The organism is Sphingomonas sp. MMS24-J45, from assembly GCF_044881195.1.
Lineage (GTDB): Bacteria > Pseudomonadota > Alphaproteobacteria > Sphingomonadales > Sphingomonadaceae > Sphingomonas.
In genome coordinates, this window is record NZ_CP173255.1 from 3,138,556 (window position 1) to 3,159,095 (window position 20,540).

Below are 20,540 nucleotides of genomic sequence, written 5' to 3' on the forward strand. Positions count from 1 at the left end.
TCGCAGCTGTGGTCCCGATCAGCCCTTCACCTTCTCGAACAGGTCGATCAGCTCGCTGAACTTGGCGCGCTGTTCGTCGGCATCGCCGTTCGCAATCGCTTCCGACACGCAGCACGCGGCATGGTCCTTCAGGATTTCGCTTTCGGCCCGTCCGAGCGCCGCCTTGATCGCCTGCATCTGGTGCAGGATGTCGATACAATAGCGATCGTCCGTAACCATCTGCGCGACGCCGCGCACCTGCCCCTCGATCCGTTTCAGCCGGTTGAGGATTTCCGCCTTGCGCTTGGCCATGTGATCAACCTGCTTGAATACCCATAGGGGGTATAGTATCGGGGCGGTGAAGGACAGGCAAGACCATGACGATCCCCGTTTCCCGACGGTCCCTGCTCGCCGGTGCGGGTTCAGCGTTGCTCGCGACGCCGGCCTGGGCGCTGGGCCATTCGATGCACGGCGCGGCTGGTGGCGACGGCGTCCTGATCCGCGCGGGCTTCGATACGGTGTCGGGGGACACGATCGACCTGACGATCGGCAGCGGGCAGCGCCTGGTGGAAGGGCGGCGCGGGCCCGGCATCGCGGTCAACGGTAGCGTGCCGGGTCCGCTGATCCGGCTGACCGAGGGGCAACAGGTGCGGCTCATAGTCACCAACACGCTCGATGTCGACACTTCGATCCATTGGCACGGGTTCTTACTGCCGTTCCAATATGATGGCGTGCCGGGGATCAGCTTCCCCGGCATCCGCCCCGGCGCGACCTTTGCCTATGAATTTCCGGTGCGCCAGTCGGGCACCTATTGGTATCACAGCCACTCGGGCCTGCAGGAGCAATCGGGCCATTACGGGCCGATCATCATCACGCCGCGCGGTGGCGAGCCAATCGCGGCGGAGCGCGATTATATCCTGTTGCTGAGCGACTTTACCACGCTCGACCCGCATTTCATCATGAAGCGTCTGCGCGCTGGCGGCGGCTATTTCAACTATCGCCAGAACACCTGGACCGACCACTATCCCCTGTCGGCCGAAGAGCGGCGGATGTGGGGGCGGATGCGGATGATGCCGACGGACATCGCCGATATCGGCGCGCCGACCTACACCTTCCTTGCCAACGGGCGCGGCCCCAGCGAGGGGCTGGAATATCTCTTCCGCGCGGGCGAGCGCGTGCGACTGCGCATCATCAACGGATCGGCGCAGACCTTCTTCAACGTCCGCATTCCGGGCCTCGCGATGCAGGTGATCGCGACCGACGGCCAGCCGGTCCGCCCGGTTGAAGTCGACGAGTTCCAGATCGGCACCGCCGAGACGTATGACGTGATCGTGGAGCCGGGCAGCGCCGCCGCCTATACGATCGTCGCGGAATTGATGGAGCGGTCCGGCATGGCGATTGCCACGCTGGCCAGCGCGCCGGGCCTGCGCGCCGCCGTCCCCGCGCTGCGCGATCCTCCCGTGCTGACCATGGGCGACATGGGTATGAATCATGGGGGCATGAATCATGGAAGCATGAACCACGGCGGCCCGTCCGGGAGCGCAAAACCGCAGGCTGCGGCGTCGATGGCGATGGACGGCATGAAGATGCGCGACACCAATTTGCTGCCCCCCGATGTCGCGATCGGGCCGGGCATTGACATGGTCGCGATGGCGCCGGTCGACAAGATGGGCGATCCCGGCCTGGGGCTGCGCGACGTGTCGCACCGCTTGCTGACCTACCACATGCTCGTCGCGCGCGATCCGCAGCCGGACGTGCGCGAACCGACGCGGCTGCTCGAATTGCATCTGACCGGCAATATGGAACGCTATATGTGGTCGTTCGACGGGCGGATGTATTCGGCGGTCAGCGATGTGCCGATCCGGTTCGCCTGGAACGAGCGGGTCCGGGTCAAGCTGGTCAACGATACGATGATGGCGCACCCGATCCATCTGCACGGCATGTTCTTCGAGCTCGTCAACGGCCAGCCGGCGGCGCTGCAGCCGCGCAAGCACACGATGATCGTGCAGCCGGGGGCGAGCGCGCAGTTCGATCTCACCGCGAACGAGCCCGGCGACTGGGCGTTTCACTGCCACCTGCTGTATCACATGCACGGCGGCATGATGCAGACCGTAACCGTGATGGGGCCGGGGCAGGCGGCATGATGGCGCGTGCGCGGTTTGCGATGCTGCTGATGAGCGCGGCGGTATGTCCGGCGGCCGCGCTGGCGCAGGATCACCACGCGCATCAGATGCCATCGGTACCCGCCGCGACGCCCGCGCCCGCAGCCCCGATGCCCGCGATGGAGCCGGGCGATCCTGCTGTCGTCTCCACATCGCCAGGTCCCGAGCTGGAGACCCCACCACCGCCCGAGGCGGGCAAGGGGCCGCCGCGCGCCGCCGATGCCATTTGGGGCGCGGATGCGATGCGCGCCTCGCGCGCCGAGTTGCAACGGATGCACGGGGCTTTCCCGCTGGCATGGTTCCAGCTGGACCGGCTCGAAGCGCGGGTCGGCGACGGGCGGGATGGCTATCTGTGGGATGCACAGGGCTATTATGGCGGGCCGACGACCCGCCTCTGGGTGAAAAGCGAAGGGGAGGGGCGTTTCGGCGGACGCGTCCAGGATGCCGAATTCCAGGCGCTCTATGCGCGCGCCATCGCGCCCTTTTTCGATGTGCAGGCGGGCGTCCGGCAGGATGTCGCCGGCCCGAATACCACCTACGCGGTGCTCGGGATCCAGGGCCTGGCACCTTATATGTTCGAACTCGACGCCGCGGCGTTTCTGTCGCATCGCGGCGACCTCACCGTGCGGATCGAGGCCGAGCTCGACCAGCGCATCACCCAGCGCCTGATCGTGCAGCCGCGCGCCGAACTCAACCTCGCGGCGCAGGATGTACCCCAGCTCGGCGTTGGGGCCGGGGTCGACACGTTCGCGGTCGGCGTGCGCTTGCGTTATGAGATCGCGCGAGAATTTGCCCCCTATATCGGCGTGGAGCAGCAATGGCGCACCGGAGCAGGCGCGCGCTTCGCCCGCGCCACTGGCGACACGCCCCGTTCAACACGGCTCCTGCTGGGTGTGCGGGCCTGGTTTTGACTATCAGTTTCTATCGGAAAGGTCTCATTGCAATGCGTTCCGTTCTATCGTTCGCTGCTGCCTCGGTGGTTTTCGCGGCAGTTTTGGCACCATCGCCTGCTTCGGCACACGCGAAAATCGTCGCGTCGACGCCAGCGGAGGGCGCAACGATCGCGCGGCCGCGAACGCTGTCTCTGACCTTCAGCGAAGCCCTGTCGGCCCAGACCGCGGCGACCAGCATTGTCATGATCGCGATGCCCGGCATGGCCGATCATCCACCGATGACTATCCGCAATTACCAATCGAGCTGGTCAGCGGATAATCGCACGGTCACGCTAACGCTGCGGCAGCCGCTCGCCACGGGAAGCTACGAACTGCGCTGGCAGGCGACCGGCGCGGACGGCCATATGGCAAGCGGGAAGGTCGGCTTCGCGGTGCGTTAAGCGGTCACGCCAACTCGCGTTGGGAATACGCACCCGCGGTGTTCCAACGACTGCGTGAGCTGCCGCGTTTCACGCCATCGACCCGAAACTGCCCGGCGGAGTTCGTGAGATGCGCCACTTCGCTCGCCAACGTGCGTGCCGCGGCCGAGGTCTGTTCGACCATCGCCGAGTTCTGCTGCATGGTCTGGTCCATCGCGGTTACGGCACCGCTGATTTCGGTGATCGCGCCCGCCTGGGCGGAATTGTCGTTCGCGATATTGCCCAGCAGCGCGTGAACTTCCGCAACCTCGCCAGAAATCCCGGCGAACGCCCCATCGACCTTGCGAACCATTTCGACCGCGGAGATGATCTCGGTCTGCGTCGTGGTGAGCTGGTCACGCGCGCGGCCAGCTTCCTCCTCGGCGCGCATTGCCAAGGCGGAGACCAGATCGGCCACGACTGCAAAGCCGCGCCCCGCTTCGCCCGCGCGACCGGCCTCAACCGCAGCATTCATCGCCAGAACGCGAGTCTGGAACGCGATCTTGTCGAGCCCCTCGATCACACTGTCGATGCCTTGTGCGCTTTCGGACACGCGAACCATCGCGGCCACGGCACCATCGGCAATCGCGCGTCCACCCGCCACCGTGGCTATCGCGCTATCGGCGCGGGTCACCGTATCGACGGCTGCCGATGCGGTCAGCTTTAACCGCTGATCCATCTGCGCAATGGCTGAGGTTGTTTCCTCGAGGTTGGCGACATTAGTTTCGGTGCGGCGCGCCAGATCCTCCGATGCGCGCGCGATTTCACGGGCGCCTGAGTTGATCGTGGTGGCGCTTTCCGTCACTGTACCGACCAGGTCGCGCAAGGCTTGCAAGGCAAGATTATAATCTTCACGGACGGCGGCATAGGCCGGCGGGAATTCCGTCTCGATGCCCGACATCAAATCGCCAGCACGCAGGCGACCGAGCGATTCGCTCAAAACCTTCACGACCGCGGCCTGTTCTGAGGCCTGGCGTTGCTGATCGACGGCGGCGTCCCTGAACGTGAGCATCGCCTTGGTCATCCGACCGACGCAGTCGCGGTAATGGGTATAAGCGATCGAGCTGGTCAGGTCACCGGCGGCCAGCGCCTCCATGCGCACGACGGTCTCGACATAGGGATCGGCGATCGCCGCCCGAAACTTTTGCGCGACCATATACGCGACACCGATCGCGGCCAGATCGACCGCTATCCTGACCCAGCCCCCATCGAACAGCGAGAGAATTTCGAGCAGCAGCATGACACCGATCATTCCGCCAAAAGCGACCTGCAGTTTTTGCCGGATGGGCGCTTCGGCTTTGAACCATTCCATGATCGTATGTCCCTGTATCGCGCGTTTATTGTAGAGGGCGCGGGGCCGTCGGGGTGATTTTCGCGAATTTCAAATCGTATGCGCGAACAAAATAGACTCTTGAACGGCGTCTGTCGCGATGCCTGAGCTACGGTGCTCAAGCCGGCGCGCGAGCCACGACCTTAGGACCTCCGGACGCATCCTCGGCCAAAGCCCAGCCGGTATTCCCACTGGACGTTGAGAATAATTCGCATTAGCGAGCCTGGCGAGTTGCGAGCGATTCGCAGAACCGAAAATCAATGGACTCAAAGGGGCACGATTAATGACTGTACTTCTTGCGCTACTGGCTTCGGCTGCGGCGGTCGCGGCAACACCCGTCGCTTCGCAACAAGTTTCAGAGCAACCCTCGGCGGATGCCGCGTCGAACGACGACATCGTTGTCACCGGCGTGCAGACAGCGGGCAATAAGAGCTACACTATTGACGGACAGACCACCGCCACCCGCTTGCGTTTGAGTCTGCGCGAGACACCGCAGTCGGTCAGCGTCGTGACCCGCGCGCAGATCGAGGACTTCCAGCTCAACGATGTCAACGCGCTGCTCAACACCGTTCCTGGCATCAACGTGCAATTCACGGATACCGACCGGGTCTATTATTCTGCGCGCGGTTTCGACATTCAGACCTTCCAGATCGACGGCATTGGCGTGCCCTTCGCCTTCGGCATCCAGACCGGATCGATCGACACCGCGATCTATGACCATATCGAAGTGGTGCGCGGCGCGCCGGGTCTGTTGTCGTCGACCGGCAACCCTTCTGCGGTGATCAATTTCATCCGCAAACGCCCGACCCGCGACTTCAAGGCGAGTGCCAGCGCGCAATATGGTTCCTATGACAATGTGCGCCTCGATGGCGACGTCAGCGTGCCGCTGACCAAGGACGGCAGCATCCGCGCGCGTGCTGTCGGGGTCTATTTCGATACCGACAGCTATCTCGCGCGCAATCGGCTCAAGCGCTGGACCGGCTATGGCATCGTCGAGGCCGATCTCGGCGCCGATACCGTGATCAGCGGTGGCTATGGGTATCAGAACCACAAGAGCAACGGGGCGCTGTGGGGGGCAATTCCGCTGTTGTACGCGGACGGAACGCGCATCGCGTTCGATCGCTCGGCCAGCACCGCGCCCGATTGGTCGAGCTGGGGGGTGATCGACCGTCAGATCTTCGGCGATCTGACGCACAAGTTCGGCAATGGCTGGGTCGTGCGCCTGAGCGCGATCCGCCGCGCGACCGACGAGGATAACGAACTGTTCTACGTGTTCGGCAATCCCGATCGAACGACCGGCGCTGGCCTGTTCACTTATCCCGGTGCATTCCGCGCGCCGACGCGCAATTTGACGATGGAGGCTTACGCCACCGGCCCGGTGACGCTGTTCGGGCGGGCGCATGACGTGATGATCGGCGTGAACCGAAGCGCGCAGGGGTATCAGCAATATTCCAGCTACGGTGCGATCAACGAACCGATCCTGCTCGACACGATCCTCGCCGGAAAGGCGGTTCGACCCAATTTCCCGACCAATTACACACTCAGCCTCGATCGGCACACGCAGCGCGAGACGGTCTATGGTCTGGTGCGTTTCAATCTCGCTGATCGCCTGAAGCTGATGCTCGGCGGCAATTTGACTCATGCCACCAGTGAAGGCGTTTCCTACGGCGTGCCGGTCGATTTCGACAACACCCGCTTCCTTCCCTTTGCCGGCGCGACGCTTGATCTGACACAGAGCATCAGCGCCTATGCGAGCTTCGCGACGATCTTCAACCCGCAGACGGAAGTCGATCTCCGCAACCGCGTGCTTGCGCCGATCAAGGGCGACAATCTCGAACTCGGGGTCAAGGGCCAATGGTTCGGCGGACGGCTGAACGCGACCGCAGCCCTGTTCCAGACGCGGCAGAACAATACGGCCACCTATGCGGGCTTCGCCAACGGCATCAGCTATTACGAAGGGGTCGATGCCAAATCGCAGGGCATCGAAGTCGAGCTGGGCGGTCGACTTGCCCCGGGCTTGCAGGTGACGGGCGGCTACACGCTGCTACGCGTCGAGGGCAACACTGGCGCTCCGGTACGGACCTTCGTACCACGCAACACCGGCCGACTGAATGTCGCTTACGCGCCGCCGTCGTTCGAGCGACTGAAGCTTGGCGCCTCGCTGCAATATCAAAGCAAGATCTATTACGACGCGACGACCGCGACCGGCGTGAACGCACGGATAACGCAAGGTTCCTACGCCTTGCTCGATCTGCTGGCGAGCTATCGCCTGACCGACCGCGTTTCGCTGAGCGCCAATGTGCGTAACCTCACCAACAGCAAGTATCTGACCGGCCTGACCTACGATCAAAGCTATTACGGCGCGCCGCGTACCGTGCTGGGCACGATCAGCGTGCGATACTGATCGCGGTGGCGGGGATTGGGATCATCCAGGGTGCACCGCTCGTCATTGCCTCTGCCATGCTGCTGGTTCGGTTGGGCTGGGCGGGGAGACCCGGCGTGGCGGCGATCGGATGGGCGGCGATCGTCGCGGCGCTGATCGCGTTGACCCTGCGCGACGGGGCGTGGGGTCTTGCGGTCGGGACGGTCGCCGGGCTCCTGACAGCGCTGGCGCTTGTGGTGCAGGCCGGGTGGGTGGCACCTGGGCGGACGCACAGAGCGCCGCGCGATGCCGCGACGGTTGTATTGCCGCGGCGGCGCGGCAATCTCGCGCGTCGTCTGACCGTGTTCGTATTGGTGGTGCCGGTCGGCTTTATCGCGGCGCAGTGGCTGGCGTTCGCAATCCAGGCGATGGCACGGCGTGCCGGAGCGGGGGAGGCGGATGCGATCGTGCTAACGCTGTTCTTCCAGCCGGTGCTGTGGGGGTGCCTGATGGCCTGGCAAATGACGCGGGGGAGTGTCGCGCGGATGATCGTACCGCCGGCGAGTGCAGGTGTACTCGGTGCGATTTTATGGGGGATCGCATGACGCCGCCTGCTGAGAAGCGGCAGACGCTGGTGCAACGCGCGCTCGCCGGCCATGCGGCGATCGGGTTGCTGGTGAGCGGCCTGCTTTACATCATCGCGCTGACCGGCACGCTTGTCGTCATCCACGACCGTTGGCAACGCTGGGAACAGCCGGGCATCGCCGAAATGCCGACTTTGTCGCCCGTGGCCGCGCAAAGTGCGATGCGTGCGGTGCTGGCGCAGGACGCGAACACCGGCAAGTCCCGGACTACGCATCTTTATATCCGGATGCCCAATGCCGCTTTGCCGCGCGCGGTCGTCACTACCGATCATGGCGGCTGGTACGTCGATGGCTCCGGCCGCGTCGCCGGGCGCGAGGCGCATAGCTGGACCGAGATGCTGATCGCTCTGCACGAATATCTGCATTTGCCGCAGATCTGGGGAATGATCATCGTCGGGGCGCTCGGCGTCGCGCTCGCGGCGCTGCTGGTGACCGGCATACTCGCGCATCCGCGCATCGTGCGTGACGCCTTCCGACTACGGACGCGCCACGACCCGCAGATCGCGCGTGCCGACTGGCACAATCGGCTGGGCGTATGGACGCTGCCGTTCGCACTCGCGGTCACCCTGACCGGCGCCTTCATTGGTCTCGGCAGTGTCGGGTTCACCGTGCTCGCACGCGCCTATACCGGTGGAGACCTCACGCGGGTCTATGCGCCGATTTTTGGCCAGGAACCCGCAACGGATGCGAAAGCCGCGCCGTTGCCCGATGTTGCGGCGGCGCTGCGCTTGCTCGCCATCCGCGTGCCCACGGCCAAGCCGACCTACGTCATCGTGCATGATCCGGGGACGAGGGGGCAGCACATTCAGGTCATCGCGGAACATCCGCGCCGCTTGATCTATGGCGAGACCTACCGCTTCGATGCGCGCGGCGACTGGCGCGGCGCGGTTGGCCTGTCGGACGGGGCGGTGGGGCAACAGGTCGCTGCGTCGTCCTACAATCTCCACTTCGGCAATTATGGCGGCCTGCCGATCGAGATTGCCTATATGGTGTTCGGCCTCGCTCTGTGCGTCATAACCTCGACCGGTACGACGCTGTGGCTCGCCAAGCGCCGACGGCGCGGACTGGGAAGCGCCCGGCTGGAGTCCTGCTGGGCGGCAGTGATCTGGGGCACGCCGCTCGCGCTGATCCTGGCGCTATGGCTGCGCTTCGGCGCGGGACCGGACGCACCGCTCGTCGCCGCTTTCTGGATCGCGCTCTTCGCGTTTCTCGCGATCGCGCTCGTTCGCCCGTCCTGGATCGTGCCGGAACGCACACGGGCATTCGTGCTGGTCGCGCTGAGCGTAACGGGTTTAGGCCATGCTCTTCTGTTTAAACCAGTCGAACTGGCGGTCTTCGCGATCGATGGGACCCTGATCGTCGGTGCGCTGGTGACCTTTGTCGTTTTGCGCCGCTTCCCCGCAGGCACAGCAGCACTTCGCGCGACCTTGCGCAAGACGCCAAACTCGGCCGCAGGCTAAGCAGTGCCTAAATCGCAGCCCTAACGCAGCATAGCGCGCACCCGGAGGGACGCCGCCGGACCGGCCGCGACCGGGCCTAATCCCGATCCATCCTCGCTCGTTCAGCGAATGGATTCGGGTCGCAGGAGCGCGGGTTGCCCCGACAGTGGGCGCTACAGCACGACCGTCGAATGAAGCGCGCATCCGACCTTGGATGATCGGAATGCGCGCAGCCTTCGACCTGCTGGACGTGACCCGATGGACGCGGTCCAGGGCTGCAAATCCATCGGGCGGGCTAGCCGATCGTCAGTCGGCTGAGGGGCTATTCCCGTTAGCGTAGTGCGTTCCGCCGTTCGCGCCCTTGGCAGTCGTCCCCGAACCCGCCGCAAAGCTTGGGGCGGAGCCATCTGCGGATTGCTCACGGGGCGAAGCACCACTCAGCATTCCGCCCATGGTCGCCCCGTTCATGCCGAGTTCGCCCATCAACGCGTCGATCAGCGGACCACCGACGCGGTAGCGCATCGCGGCGGCGACCGCGGCGTCGGCCAGATTGGTTTCGGTTGCGATGCCGTCGCTGCCGCCGCCATTGCCATGCAACCCCCGCGCATCGAGGATGCTGATCTTGTCGATCTGCTCGATCGGCTTGCTCGCCGCCGCGAGAATGCCGGGCAGGGCCTCCAGCATTGCCTTGCGGACGAGGAGCGCGGTCTGCGCGTCGTTCAGGATGTTGGTCGCCTCGTTCAACGCGGTCTGGCCCGCAGCATCGACCTTGAACGCAGCGGCACGGCCTTCGGCACGGGCCTTTTCGGCGTCCGCCTCTGCATTAGCCTCGGTGCGCAGCGCCGCGGCGCGGGCTTCGGCGGCTTCCTTGTCGGCCTGTGCCGCGACGGTGATCTGGACGGCTTCTTCCTGCGCACGCTGCGTTGCCGCGATGACCGCGACATTCTTGGTGCGGTTGGCGATTTCGGTTGCCTTTGCGGTTGCCACGCTCTCCTCGGCCCGCACTGCGAGCGCACGTGCTTCGTTGGCGGCGGCGGTCGCCGTCGACTCCTCTTCCGACTTCTGCGCGGTCTGCACAGCGGTCGTGATGCGCGCGAGTTCGATGTTGCGGTCGCGCTCGATCGTGGCGGTCTGAATTGCGCCGTCCCGCGCGATGGTCGCGGTTTGCGTCACCTTGTCGGCCTCGGTTTGTGCAACCGCCTGGGCCTGTTCGGCCGAGATGCGGGCGATCTCGGCCAGGCGAGTCTGTTCCGCCTCGGCCGTCGCGATCGCGGTCGCCTGCTGCGCGCGCAGGGCGGCAAGGGTCTGCTCCTGCGTTAGGCGTGCCTGCTCGGCGGCTTGCGCGATTTCAAGCGACTGGTTGTTCGCATCGAGATTGCGCTGCTCGATCTCGACGCGGTTGGTCGCGACGATGTCGTTGCGGATCTTCTTGCGCTCCTCGATCGTGCGGGTAAGCACGGTCAGCCCCTCGGCGTCGAAGGCATTGTTTTCGTTGAAATGCTCGAACGCGGTCTGGTCGAAATGCGTGATGCTGACCAACTCAAGCTGGAAGCCGTTCATGTCGAGGTCGGTCATCAGCGCTTCCTGCACCTTCTGAATAAAGTCGGCGCGGTTGGCGTGCAGATGCTCCATCGTCATCGTCGCGGCGACCGAGCGCAGCGCGGAGACAAGCTTGCCGTCGAGCAGGGACTTTACCGCGTCGGGGCTGTTGACCGCATCGCCCAGCGTCTGCGCCGCCGCCGCGATCGACTCCGCATCGGGCTTTACCTTGATGTGGAACAGGCCGACGACGTCGACACGCAGCTTGTCGAGCGTGATCAGCGCGTCCTTGTTGAGGCGCGACACTTCCAGCTTCACCGTCGTCAGGCGAACCTGCATCAGTTCATGCAGTACCGGGATTACCATGATCCCGCCGTTGAGCACCACCTTCTCGCCGCCGAAGCCGGTTCGGATCAGCGCCACGTCCTTGGTCGCGCGTCGGTAGAGCCGCGTCAGGATCAGGCCGATGACGGCGAGGACGACGAGCACGATGGCGGCGTAGATCAGGATAGTGATGAGCGATGCAGGCACGAAAGCCTCCTGTTGGGGTTACCGCTGATTAGACCGGACGCAGCGCGGTCGATGCGTCGGGCAGACCGTAGAAAATGCCGCCATCCCTGCGAACGAGCAAAGCGGTCTCGCCCTGCGCAATGACGTCGGTGTCGTGGTGAGGCTCGACCATGACGTAATGGGCCTGGCCGTGCTGATCGACGATCTTAGCGCGTGCTGGTTGGCCACGCTTGGCGACGCCTTCGAGGATCGTGCCGCGTTGGCGCATCAGATCGTCCTGCGAGATGACGGTCGATTCGTAACCCGGCATGAGCCGCGCAAGCCCACGCGCGGCGAACATATTGAGGAAACCGCCGACGATGAGTGCGATCGCTGCAGCGACGAAAGCGTGCAGCGGCCCGCCCAGGAGAGAGGTCGAAATCTGTTGCACCGCCACGCCTACGATCGTGAAGCAGCCGAGTAAGGCCGTCAGCCAGATCAGGATCGGTAGCCCCGCGCCCAATCCAAGCCAATCAAGAACGCCACCCGCGCTTTCATGCCCGTCGAGACCCAAGTCTGCATCAATGCCAGCCTCACCGAGACCAAGCCCGACCGCCTCGATCAAGCCGATTCCGATCATCACGACAAAGGCGATAGAGAACGGCACGTACGCCGGGGTGAGAAAAACCGCGAACATGGCGTAGGTATTAGCCTTAGCCATTCAGTCTGCACAGCAAAACCGGAGCCATTCATTACGAATTTCAAGAGGGCCATTTCGTCGCGTCGCTCAAGGCGACGGCTTAACCCGCGCGATCCAACCGCCAGTCGCGAGACGCGTCGATCCGGACGACCGGCACGGTCGCCGGGCAATGCCGCAAATCGAGTTCGAGGCCGCGAGCGGTTTCCCGATATCGAACCGGACCGCCGCCGAGAAGTGTGACCCGTTCGATTGTGCCCTTGATCCGCCCGCGTGCCAGTGAACCAACCGTGACGAGCGCGCGTGGCGGCTTCAGGAAGAGGACATAGAGCGCTGAGCCCTTGGTCGTGAAGCGAATGTCCTGCGGCGTAAACCCCTTGAACGCCGCTTCATTTTGCATTCCGGTGGGGAGCTTGGCCGGTCCCTCGCCGTAAACGTCCCACGGTCGGGATCCGAAGATCGCTTCGCCATTTACCGCCATCCACGCCGCAAGATCGTCGAGGATGCGTTCTTCCTCACTGTCGATCGTCCCGTCGCCCCGCTGCGGGATCGAAAGCAGCAAATTGCCGTTTTTGGACACCACGTCGGCGAGGCGTTGCAACACCGCTTCCGCCGTCACATAGCTGCGATCGGTAAAGCGTGCGCGGTTGTAGAACCAGTCGCCGATACAGGTGTCGGTCTGCCAGGGCTCATCCCACAGGTGATCGGAAAAGCCACGCTCGACATCCTGTACCAGGCCGAAACGTGCAGAGGGCTTGAGTTGCTTGGCGGTCAGCACGACGTCGATCTTGCCGTGCCAGTCGATCGAGCGATTGTAATAATCCGCTGCTGCGGCCAGCCCGACCGGGCCGAACGGCAGTTCGTAGTTATCCATGTAGCAGAAGTCGGGGCGATATTTCTCGATCAGGTCGGTCTGGCGGAGCAGCCACTTGCGCGCATAGGCGGCGTCGCCCGGTGGCGCGGTTTCAATCCACTGGCCGTCATGCGCATCATGCCACGCACCCATCGCGGCGATCGTATCGATCCCGTCGGGCACAACCATGTGGCGGCCGGTATAGAGCGCTTGCGGGTCGAGACCCTTCCACCACTTTCCCCTGCCGTCGGCCGCAGTGAGGCTATAGGCATCGTAGCGCTCGCCCTTGCGAGGGCCTTCCGCATCATAGCCATAGGCCGGCTGATACCAATGCCAGGCGTGGCTGGCATGGTTGGATACGCCGAAGCGCAACCCTGCGGCGCGCGCGGTTTTCGCCCAGGTGCCGACGATATCGCGCTTCGGGCCGACGCGCAGCGCGTTCCACGGATGATGCGCGCTGTCATAGCAATCGAGATTGTCGTGATGGCAGGCGAGCGAGACGAAATATTGGGCACCCGCCTTCACGAAGCGCTGCATCAGTGCCGCCGGGTCCCATTTGTCGGCGGTCCAGCGGTTGAGCATATCCAGCATGCCGGTGTCGGCCGGGTGGCCGTAGGCAGCGAGATGCTGCTGGTACATCGGATGGCCCTGCATATAGAGCAGTCGCCCGTACCAATCGCCTTGCTCGGGCACGGCTTGCGGCCCCCAATGCGACCAGATCCCGAACTTCGCATCGCGAAACCAGTCGGGGTAGCGATAGTTCGCGACGAGCGAGGGCCAACTCGGTTGCACCGGCCCGCGTGCCAGCACGCCGGCCCGGGCGAGCGCCGGCATCGCCGCCAGCCCGGCCAAAACACCGCGGCGATGCCAGCCGGTCGGGGTCACTGCGGGCGGGCCACGGTGACCGCAGCGCCGTTATAGCTGACTTGCGCATCGTAAGTCGTTTCGTCGCCGACCGGCTTGCCTGGCACCACCCATTTCACGTGGATCATGCGGGCCGTCGGCATCCCGGCCCAGCCTTTGCCCTCGCGCGCACCGATCGTCACCGCGCCGGTCTTGTCTTCATACGATAGCGGGATACGCGAGAAGGCTCCGGCCTTATACTGCGTGGTGCGGCCGTCATCCTCATAGAGCGAGAAGCGACCGTTCCCGCCGGTATAGACGGTGATCGTCAGCGGCGCGTCGCGCGCGGCGTCGACATATTGCGTCACCGGTCCCATCGGCACGATCGCGCCCGCGCGGACGAACAGCGGCATCCGCTCGAACGGCGCGGCGACGGTGGCGCGGGTGCCGCCGCGATAGGTCGCGCCGGTCGAAAAATCGTACCAGAGCGCGCTGCCGGGGAAGTACACGCTGCGGGTGCGCGCCTTATACTCGGTCACTGGCGCGACGAGGAAGGCATCGCCGAACAGATATTGATCGTCGATTTTCCGTGCCGTCGTATCCGCCGGAAAGTCCATGGCCAACCCGCGCATGATGCTGCCGTCCTTCGCATAGGTGTCGGCGCCGAGTGTGTAGATATACGGCATCAGGCGGTAGCGGAGCTGATCGTACCATACCATCGACGCGCGCATCGGCGAGCCTTCGGGGCTGATCTCGTAGATCTCGCGGAACGGTGCTTCGCCGTGGCTGCGGAACAGCGGCGAGAAGGCCCCGAACTGGAACCAGCGCAAATTGAGCTCGCGCCACTCCGCGAGATCGGCCGCACTGGGCTTGGCGGTGCTGTAGCGGTCTTCGAGCGCGAAGCCGCCAATGTCGTGCGTCCAATTGGGCAGGCCCGACATCGATGCATTCACCCCTGCCGAAATCTGCGCGCGCAGATCGTACCAGCGGCTGGCGACATCGCCCGACCAGATCGCCGCCCCATAGCGCTGCAGCCCGGCAAAGCCTGAGCGCGTTAGCAGGAACGGGCGGACATCGGGCTTATACGCGCTCCACCCGTCGTAGAACGCCCGCGCGTTCATCAGCGGGTAGCTGTTGAAATACAGCGCCGCCGGGCCGATCGCAGTCGGGCCCATCGTGTCGATCCGCTCGGGGATCGACAGGTTGGAATGCATGTCGGGCTCGCTCGCATCCGCCCACCACCCATCGACTCCGTGCACCGCGAGGCGATCCTCGATCTGCCGCCAGAAGATTTTGCGGCCCTCGGGCGCATAGGGATCGTAATAGGTGCTCTTATAGCCCGGCCCGACCCAGTCAGTGTTGCCCTGGCGCAAATTGCCTTGATAGACCAGACCCTTGGCGGCGAACTCCTTGTAATTGTCCGTCGTCGGATAAAATTTCGGCCAGACCGAGATCATGAAATTGGCATGGTCCGCGTGCACCCGGTCGATCAGCGCGGTCGGATCCGGGAAGCGCGTCGCGTCGAACTTATGGCTGCCCCATTCGTCGTCCCGCCAATAGCGCCAATCGAGCACGATATTGTCGAGCGGGATGTTGAGGCTGCGGTATTTTTCCACCACGTCGATGATTTCGGCGGACGTGTTGTAGCGCTGGCGCGACTGCCAGAAGCCGTAGGCCCATTTCGGCATCATCTCGGATTTGCCGGTTAATGCGCGATAGCCGGCGATAACGCCGTCCATGCTGTCGCCGGGGATGAACCAATAATTCTTGGCCTTGGCGACCTCGCTGGTCAGCCAAACCGAGTGGCGGTCGGCAGCAGGCAGCGGATCGTTGTGGAGCAGGGCCATATAGCCCGCGTTCGGCTCCCACTCGATGCGGATCGCGACCGGCTTGCCCTTGGTCATGGGCACATCGAAATTGGCGTACCACGGGTTCCAATTCTGCCGCCAGCGATCGAGCAGCAACTTTCCGTCGGCATAGACCTTGTAATAGCTCGATCCATAGAGCTGGAATTTGTGGACGCCGCTGACCGTCGGCAGCACGTCGCCGCTCCAGATCACGGTTTGCTTTTGCGTGGCGTTCCCCGCGGTATTCTGTCCTTCGGTCGCGGCGACGGTCTTCGCCTTGGCAGCCTCGGGCCAATTCTTCTGGTCTTTCAGGAATTGATAGTTGATCGTCTCTTCCTGCCGCGCGACGGCTAGCTTGCCGTCCAGGAAATACTCTGCCTTCCACCCCGGCTTGCCGCCGCTGCTGACGGCCATGTCCTGGCCGACCAGCGTATAGGGCTTGGGGTTGCCGAAGCGGCTGATGCTGGCATTGTCCCACAACAGCCCGTACCGGCGCGTCGAGACGACGAACGGCACCGCGATATCCATATTGTGCTGCGCGAGTTCGACGTCCTCTCCGTTATAATCCATCTGGCTGTTCTGGTGCTGGCCGAGGCCGTACAGACCCTCATCGGTGCCGCGGTTGAACTGCTGCGAGACCGATACGAACGGCGTACCGTCGACGCTCACCGGGCGGAACACGGCCGCGCCGCTTTCGGCGAGCAGGGGCTTTCCTGCCGGATCGAGGAAGCGCACTTGCCCGTTCGCAAGATCGACGTCCGCGGTGGTCTTCGCCGCCTTGAGCAGGACATGGCCCTTCGTCTCGGTCGCGGTGAATGCGCCGGCGGCGGGTGGGTTGGGGGCCATCAGGCTCGGCGGCAGCGCGGCGTCGGCACTCCCCTTGGGCAGCGCGACGACATGGACGATCCCGTCGCCATGCACCGACAGCGTGACGCGCGACGCCGCACCGGTGGCGGGGGTGACGGTCACACCGTCTGCCGTCTTCTGCCAGCTTTGCGCCTGGGCACTTCCGATAGCGCTACCAAGCATGAGCGCCGTAAAGATCGCCTTCTTCATATCCGTCTCTCCCGATCGTTTCTTTTGGCGCCGCTCAGCGGTAGCGCCCCATTGTCACTTTCAAAACCTGAGGCCGGTCGATCAAGTTGATGCCGTAATCGGTCTGATCGCCGTTCCACACCCGCGACATCACCCATTTCCCGTCGCGGAATGCTCCTTCCTCGATCCGCACGATCAGGCCGGTGGGCGACCCGTCGGCGGGGCCGAAGTTCAGCCGGACATGGTCGCCCAGTACCAGAAACTCATCCGCCGAAAGCTGCGCGACCGCCACGCCGCCGACCGGCTCCTTGCCCCAGGGCGCTGGCTCGGACTTGAGCCACGTCCAGTCCTTCATTCCGAACTGCCATTCGCCCCAGTTCGCGGTGATTTTCCACCCGCCGAGCGTGGTCGATTGCGCGGTGCCGTCGTCGGGCTTGGCCACGCCCCAGGTTGGGTGTTCGAACGCGATCCGCGCCCAATCGCGCATGATTGATCCGATCGCGGCATAGGGCAGCGCCAGCCGGTCGAGATCTGCCGCGGCAAGATCGCGCGCGCCGAGCGGGTAGTTGAAATAGCCCGAGGCATCGAGCCCGAACGGCGCATAGCCGATCGCCCCACGGCCGAGAGCGGCGTAAGCGTAGCGGTGGAATTCGCGGGCATTGCCGATTTCCGGGACCATCAGCGCGTTATCGGGCCGATTATATTTGTCGAGATATTGGACGACGTTGGCGCTTGTCCGGTCGTAAATGTCGGGGGCGGCGAAATCGATGTGGGGGGCCGCCGCCTTCCAGATGTCGAGCACGTCCTGCTGCGGGCCGCCGCTTGCGACGCCATCGGGATCGGGCACGTTCGACGGCCCGGCGAGCGCGGCATTGACGTACATCGGCAACGGCTTGACCGCCTTGCCCGCAGCGGCGATCGCATCGACATAGGCGGCGACGTACCAGGTATTGAAGGCGCGATCGGCCTGCGCGCCGAAGGCTTCGCTCCAGCTTCCGCGCTTGCCTGTTGCTTTCGCGAGCGCCGCCGGAATCTGCTTGGCGAACAGCGCGTTGGCGGCGGGCGAATAATCGCGCGGCGAGCGATAGCTGCCCGTTTCATTTTCGGGCTGGACCAGGATCACGGTGTTCTGCCGGTCATGGTCGCGCAGATATTCCATCACCTTGACGAAGGCGCGCGTGTCGGCGGCGAGCGTCGCTGCGCCATGCGCGCTTAGCACGCCGTGATCCGCGCCTTGGCGATTCTTCATGCGGGGGAAGCGGGCGTTGTCGAGCTTCACCCAGTCGGGCGTGTAAGCGAAGGAGGTGTTCTTCCACGTCCCGAACCACAGCAAGACAACGCGCTTGTCGTGCGCGCGTGCCTGATCGAGCAGCGTCTGCAAGAAGGACAGGTCGAACTTGCCCTCGACCGGCTCGACCTGTTGCCAGGCGATCGGCACTTCGACGGTATTGGCATGGACCCGGTCCAGCACATCCCATGCGGTCTTGAGCGGCTCCGCATAATTGCTCGAATTGTTGACCTGTCCGCCCAGGATCGTGAACGGCGCGCCGTCAACGATCAGCGCGTGGCGGCCATTTTTGCTGAGGATATGTGGAATTGGCGTGGGCTGCTGCGCGAGCGCGGCGCACGGCAAGGTGGCGAGCAGCAGGCTTGTCAAAAGCTTCATTGTGTCTCTCCCACCGGATCACCGTACACGATGCCGCGCCCGTCGGTTCCGACATAGACGCGCCCGAAACGGCGCGGATCGCCGCCGATCACGCGAAAGCGCCCACCCCATTGATGCGCATCATCGTTGATGCGCGCCCAGCTCTTGCCTTCGTCGATCGAGCGCCAGACGCCCCGCTGCGACTTCAAGGTGCCGACCGCATAGATCGCAGCGACAGTCGCGCCGGGGGCGGGCTTGCCCAACCCGACAAGCTCGATCCGGAGCGTCCCGCTCGATTTGCGGAAGGTGCGGCCGCCGTCGGCGCTGTGATACAATTCCTCGCCGAGATGGAACCACAGGTCGCCCGCAGCAAAGGGGGACGCAACCAGACGATACGGTTGCTCGCGCCAATAGATCTTGCCCGGCCATAGCTGTGCTGGAAGCCCACTTCCCGCGACCGGAGCGAAGCTCTTTGCGCCGTCGTTCGAGACGAGCAGTCGGTCGTTGTCGAAATCAACCGAATAAAAGCGCTGCGGATCGATCTTGTCGGCGACGGGGCGGGCGTGGAGCCGCAACCCTTGCGCCAGTGCCCATGTCCGCCCGCGATCACGCGTCACCAGCGGCACTGGCGTGCAGACGATGAACGTGCTGCCATCCGCCGAGACGACCACGGCCGCATCGCCTTCGAGATCGTAGCGCTTGCCCGGTGCGTCGTCGGTCGGACGGATTGCAGGGGCCTTGAGCGGCTTCCACGTGAGCCCGCCATCGTCCGACCAGCCGAGCGTCGCATCGCGCGGGCGATCGGCGTAGAGGCTGCCGCTGCGCACCACGATATTGGGCGCGCGACCGGCATAATCGATCGTGTTGGTGTTCGAGAGATAGGGATTGCTGAACGTCGGCTGTGGCGACCGGTCGAGATCGGCATGGGCGAAGCCGGCAATGTCCCCGAAACCCGACAGCAGCGGCGCACCTCCGGTGGGCGAGGCGAGGGTGATGATCGCGGTCTGCTCGATCCCCTTGGTCCACGGCGTCCATCGGATCGGGCCAGCGGGCGTTACGGCGTCGGCGGCATAGACGGTCGCGCCGGTGGTGTAGGCGAGATGGCCAGGATTGAACGGGTCGATCGCCAAGCCCGAAATCCAGTGGCCGAAATCGGCACCTTTACCTTCGTGCAGCAGGAACGGGGTGGAAGTGACGTCGCGGCTACTGCGCCCGCCTAGATCGTCCCACTGTATACCGCCATCGCGCGAGAGCCAGACCGTGTCACCGGGCTGCCACCGGTCGATCGTCGAAACCGCGACCGTCCCGGGCGCGGTGCGGGCTACGGCGAGGCCGAGGAACCCGCCACTGCCATAGCCGGGCGGCGTGATGTCGCGTGCAGTGCCGTCTGCGCCGAAGTGCCAGACCGCGCCTGCTTTCGCATCGCTCGGGCCGATGCCGGTGGCAAAGCTAACATAGAGCGTGCCGTCGTTTGCCACGATCCCCTTGGTCGCGAGCATGTCCGGTCCCGGGCCCTTGACGGCGGTCCAGCTATCGCCGCCATCATCGGACCGAAACAGATGATCCGTCCCCGGGTCGGCGACGCCGGCCCAGATCCGGCGAGAGTGCTGTCCGGCGTTCCCGCTGGTTGGGTCGATCGCGATAAAGGACACCCCGCCATGCGTTTGACGCTCGGCTGGCTTGCCCAGCCCGGGGACGAGGAAATGCGCGAGTTTCGTCCAGGTCGCGCCCGCATCGTCGCTGCGCCACACCCCGTCGTGGCGCGAACCGAAAAACAAGGTCTCGGTCCGGTTGGGATCGATCGCCAGGCGCTCGCCGAGGCCGCGGCCGGGTTCGTTGCCGCCCATCGCGAAGGGCACCGGGGTGACGCGCCAAGTCGTGCCGCGGTCGGCCGAACGCAGGATCGCGGCTGGCTCCCGCGCGGACATGCCGGCGGCGAGATAGACGACATTGGCGTCGCGCGGGTCGGCGGCAATGCTTTCGATCCCCATATAGCTCGACACCGGGGTGCCGTCCTGCAGCGGAATCCAGCGTTCGGCGCGGGCATCCCAGCGATACGCGCCCCCCATGTCGGTGCGCAGATAGGCGAGATTTGGCTCGACCGGGCTGAAGACGATGTTCGGGGCGTAACCGCCGCCGCCAACGGTTACGTTGGTCCAGCGATAGGAGGCTGGAGCAAGGTCGGGCGCACGGGCGACGACGCGAGCGCTCACACAAGCGAGCGCAACGATGGCCACGATGCTTCCGATTCGGTGCTTGCCGATGTTGCGCATCCCCCTCCGTCCGATTCGCGCATCGCTGTTCGATACGTCCCTTGACGGCCCC

14 protein-coding genes are annotated in these 20,540 nt (G+C 64.5%); 6 read left to right on the forward strand and 8 right to left on the reverse strand.

Annotation, left to right across the window (positions count from 1 at the left end):
• Nucleotides 1-18 precede the first annotated feature (18 nt).
• Nucleotides 19-291 (reverse strand): metal-sensitive transcriptional regulator, encoded by a 273-nt coding sequence (locus AB5I39_RS15200; protein ID WP_404368667.1) that lies wholly within the window; start codon nt 289-291, stop codon nt 19-21.
• A 65-nt stretch (nt 292-356) separates the two neighbouring features.
• On the opposite strand from AB5I39_RS15200, the gene AB5I39_RS15205 reads away from it, so the two are divergent.
• Genes AB5I39_RS15205 through AB5I39_RS15215 form a run of 3 tightly spaced genes read left to right on the forward strand, consistent with a single transcriptional unit; the run spans nt 357 to nt 3,474 of the window.
• Entirely contained in the window at nt 357-2,123 is a 1,767-nt protein-coding gene (locus tag AB5I39_RS15205; protein WP_404368669.1) for a copper resistance system multicopper oxidase, read from the forward strand.
• Nucleotides 2,120-3,052: a copper resistance protein B gene (locus AB5I39_RS15210; protein ID WP_404368672.1), complete on the forward strand. Its 933-nt coding sequence runs from the start codon at nt 2,120-2,122 to the stop codon at nt 3,050-3,052. Before AB5I39_RS15205 ends, AB5I39_RS15210 begins: the two co-directional genes overlap by 4 nt.
• 32 nt (nt 3,053-3,084) lie before the next feature.
• On the forward strand, nt 3,085-3,474 hold the full coding sequence (locus AB5I39_RS15215; protein ID WP_404368674.1) for a copper resistance protein CopC: 390 nt from the start codon (nt 3,085-3,087) through the stop codon (nt 3,472-3,474).
• A gap of 4 nt (nt 3,475-3,478) precedes the next feature.
• Here AB5I39_RS15215 and AB5I39_RS15220 read toward each other — a convergent pair whose 3' ends face one another.
• Complete coding sequence (locus AB5I39_RS15220; RefSeq protein ID WP_404368677.1) at nt 3,479-4,804, reverse strand: methyl-accepting chemotaxis protein; 1,326 nt, start codon at nt 4,802-4,804, stop codon at nt 3,479-3,481.
• 301 nt (nt 4,805-5,105) lie between these two features.
• On the opposite strand from AB5I39_RS15220, the gene AB5I39_RS15225 reads away from it, so the two are divergent.
• The 3 genes from AB5I39_RS15225 to AB5I39_RS15235 are packed head-to-tail and all read left to right on the forward strand — an operon-like array spanning nt 5,106 to nt 9,288.
• Nucleotides 5,106-7,226, forward strand: a complete 2,121-nt coding sequence (locus tag AB5I39_RS15225; protein WP_404368680.1) for a TonB-dependent siderophore receptor — start codon at nt 5,106-5,108, stop codon at nt 7,224-7,226.
• A gap of 56 nt (nt 7,227-7,282) precedes the next feature.
• Nucleotides 7,283-7,789 carry a hypothetical protein gene (locus AB5I39_RS15230; RefSeq protein ID WP_404368683.1) on the forward strand — a complete coding sequence of 169 codons (507 nt, stop codon included), beginning with the start codon at nt 7,283-7,285 and terminating at the stop codon, nt 7,787-7,789.
• Nucleotides 7,786-9,288, forward strand: coding sequence for a PepSY-associated TM helix domain-containing protein (locus AB5I39_RS15235; RefSeq protein WP_404368686.1), 1,503 nt, complete (start codon nt 7,786-7,788; stop codon nt 9,286-9,288). The genes AB5I39_RS15230 and AB5I39_RS15235 overlap by 4 nt, the downstream gene beginning before the upstream one ends.
• A 285-nt stretch (nt 9,289-9,573) precedes the next feature.
• Here AB5I39_RS15235 and AB5I39_RS15240 read toward each other — a convergent pair whose 3' ends face one another.
• The 6 genes from AB5I39_RS15240 to AB5I39_RS15265 all read right to left on the reverse strand — a co-directional run bounded on the left by AB5I39_RS15240 (nt 9,574) and on the right by AB5I39_RS15265 (nt 20,428).
• Nucleotides 9,574-11,337, reverse strand: a complete 1,764-nt coding sequence (locus tag AB5I39_RS15240) for a flotillin family protein (RefSeq protein WP_404368689.1) — start codon at nt 11,335-11,337, stop codon at nt 9,574-9,576.
• Nucleotides 11,338-11,365: 28 nt separating this feature from the next.
• Complete coding sequence (locus tag AB5I39_RS15245) at nt 11,366-12,016, reverse strand: OB-fold-containig protein (RefSeq protein ID WP_404368692.1); 651 nt, start codon at nt 12,014-12,016, stop codon at nt 11,366-11,368.
• A gap of 79 nt (nt 12,017-12,095) precedes the next feature.
• Nucleotides 12,096-13,679 (reverse strand): alpha-L-fucosidase, encoded by a 1,584-nt coding sequence (locus AB5I39_RS15250; RefSeq protein ID WP_404374181.1) that lies wholly within the window; start codon nt 13,677-13,679, stop codon nt 12,096-12,098.
• Between the two features lie 47 nt (nt 13,680-13,726).
• Nucleotides 13,727-16,591: a TIM-barrel domain-containing protein gene (locus tag AB5I39_RS15255; protein WP_404368695.1), complete on the reverse strand. Its 2,865-nt coding sequence runs from the start codon at nt 16,589-16,591 to the stop codon at nt 13,727-13,729.
• A 34-nt stretch (nt 16,592-16,625) separates the two neighbouring features.
• A complete protein-coding gene (locus AB5I39_RS15260; protein ID WP_404368697.1) occupies nt 16,626-18,236 on the reverse strand; it encodes a DUF5597 domain-containing protein in 1,611 nt (536 codons plus the stop codon).
• Nucleotides 18,233-20,428: a WD40/YVTN/BNR-like repeat-containing protein gene (locus AB5I39_RS15265; protein ID WP_404368699.1), complete on the reverse strand. Its 2,196-nt coding sequence runs from the start codon at nt 20,426-20,428 to the stop codon at nt 18,233-18,235. Before AB5I39_RS15265 ends, AB5I39_RS15260 begins: the two co-directional genes overlap by 4 nt.
• Nucleotides 20,429-20,540: the final 112 nt, after the last annotated feature.

Excerpts from the sequence above, each read along its gene's own strand:
- AB5I39_RS15205 (WP_404368669.1), top strand. The coding sequence starts at position 357 with ATGACGATCCCCGTTTCCCGACGGTCCCTGCTCGCCGGTGCGGGTTCA.
- AB5I39_RS15250 (WP_404374181.1), bottom strand. The coding sequence starts at position 13,679 with ATGCCGGCGCTCGCCCGGGCCGGCGTGCTGGCACGCGGGCCGGTGCAA.
- AB5I39_RS15260 (WP_404368697.1), bottom strand. The coding sequence starts at position 18,236 with ATGAAGCTTTTGACAAGCCTGCTGCTCGCCACCTTGCCGTGCGCCGCG.
- AB5I39_RS15215 (WP_404368674.1), top strand. The coding sequence starts at position 3,085 with ATGCGTTCCGTTCTATCGTTCGCTGCTGCCTCGGTGGTTTTCGCGGCA.
- AB5I39_RS15200 (WP_404368667.1), bottom strand. The coding sequence starts at position 291 with ATGGCCAAGCGCAAGGCGGAAATCCTCAACCGGCTGAAACGGATCGAG.
- AB5I39_RS15220 (WP_404368677.1), bottom strand. The coding sequence starts at position 4,804 with ATGGAATGGTTCAAAGCCGAAGCGCCCATCCGGCAAAAACTGCAGGTC.
- AB5I39_RS15210 (WP_404368672.1), top strand. The coding sequence starts at position 2,120 with ATGATGGCGCGTGCGCGGTTTGCGATGCTGCTGATGAGCGCGGCGGTA.
- AB5I39_RS15235 (WP_404368686.1), top strand. The coding sequence starts at position 7,786 with ATGACGCCGCCTGCTGAGAAGCGGCAGACGCTGGTGCAACGCGCGCTC.
- AB5I39_RS15230 (WP_404368683.1), top strand. The coding sequence starts at position 7,283 with ATGCTGCTGGTTCGGTTGGGCTGGGCGGGGAGACCCGGCGTGGCGGCG.
- AB5I39_RS15225 (WP_404368680.1), top strand. The coding sequence starts at position 5,106 with ATGACTGTACTTCTTGCGCTACTGGCTTCGGCTGCGGCGGTCGCGGCA.
- AB5I39_RS15245 (WP_404368692.1), bottom strand. The coding sequence starts at position 12,016 with ATGGCTAAGGCTAATACCTACGCCATGTTCGCGGTTTTTCTCACCCCG.
- AB5I39_RS15255 (WP_404368695.1), bottom strand. The coding sequence starts at position 16,591 with ATGAAGAAGGCGATCTTTACGGCGCTCATGCTTGGTAGCGCTATCGGA.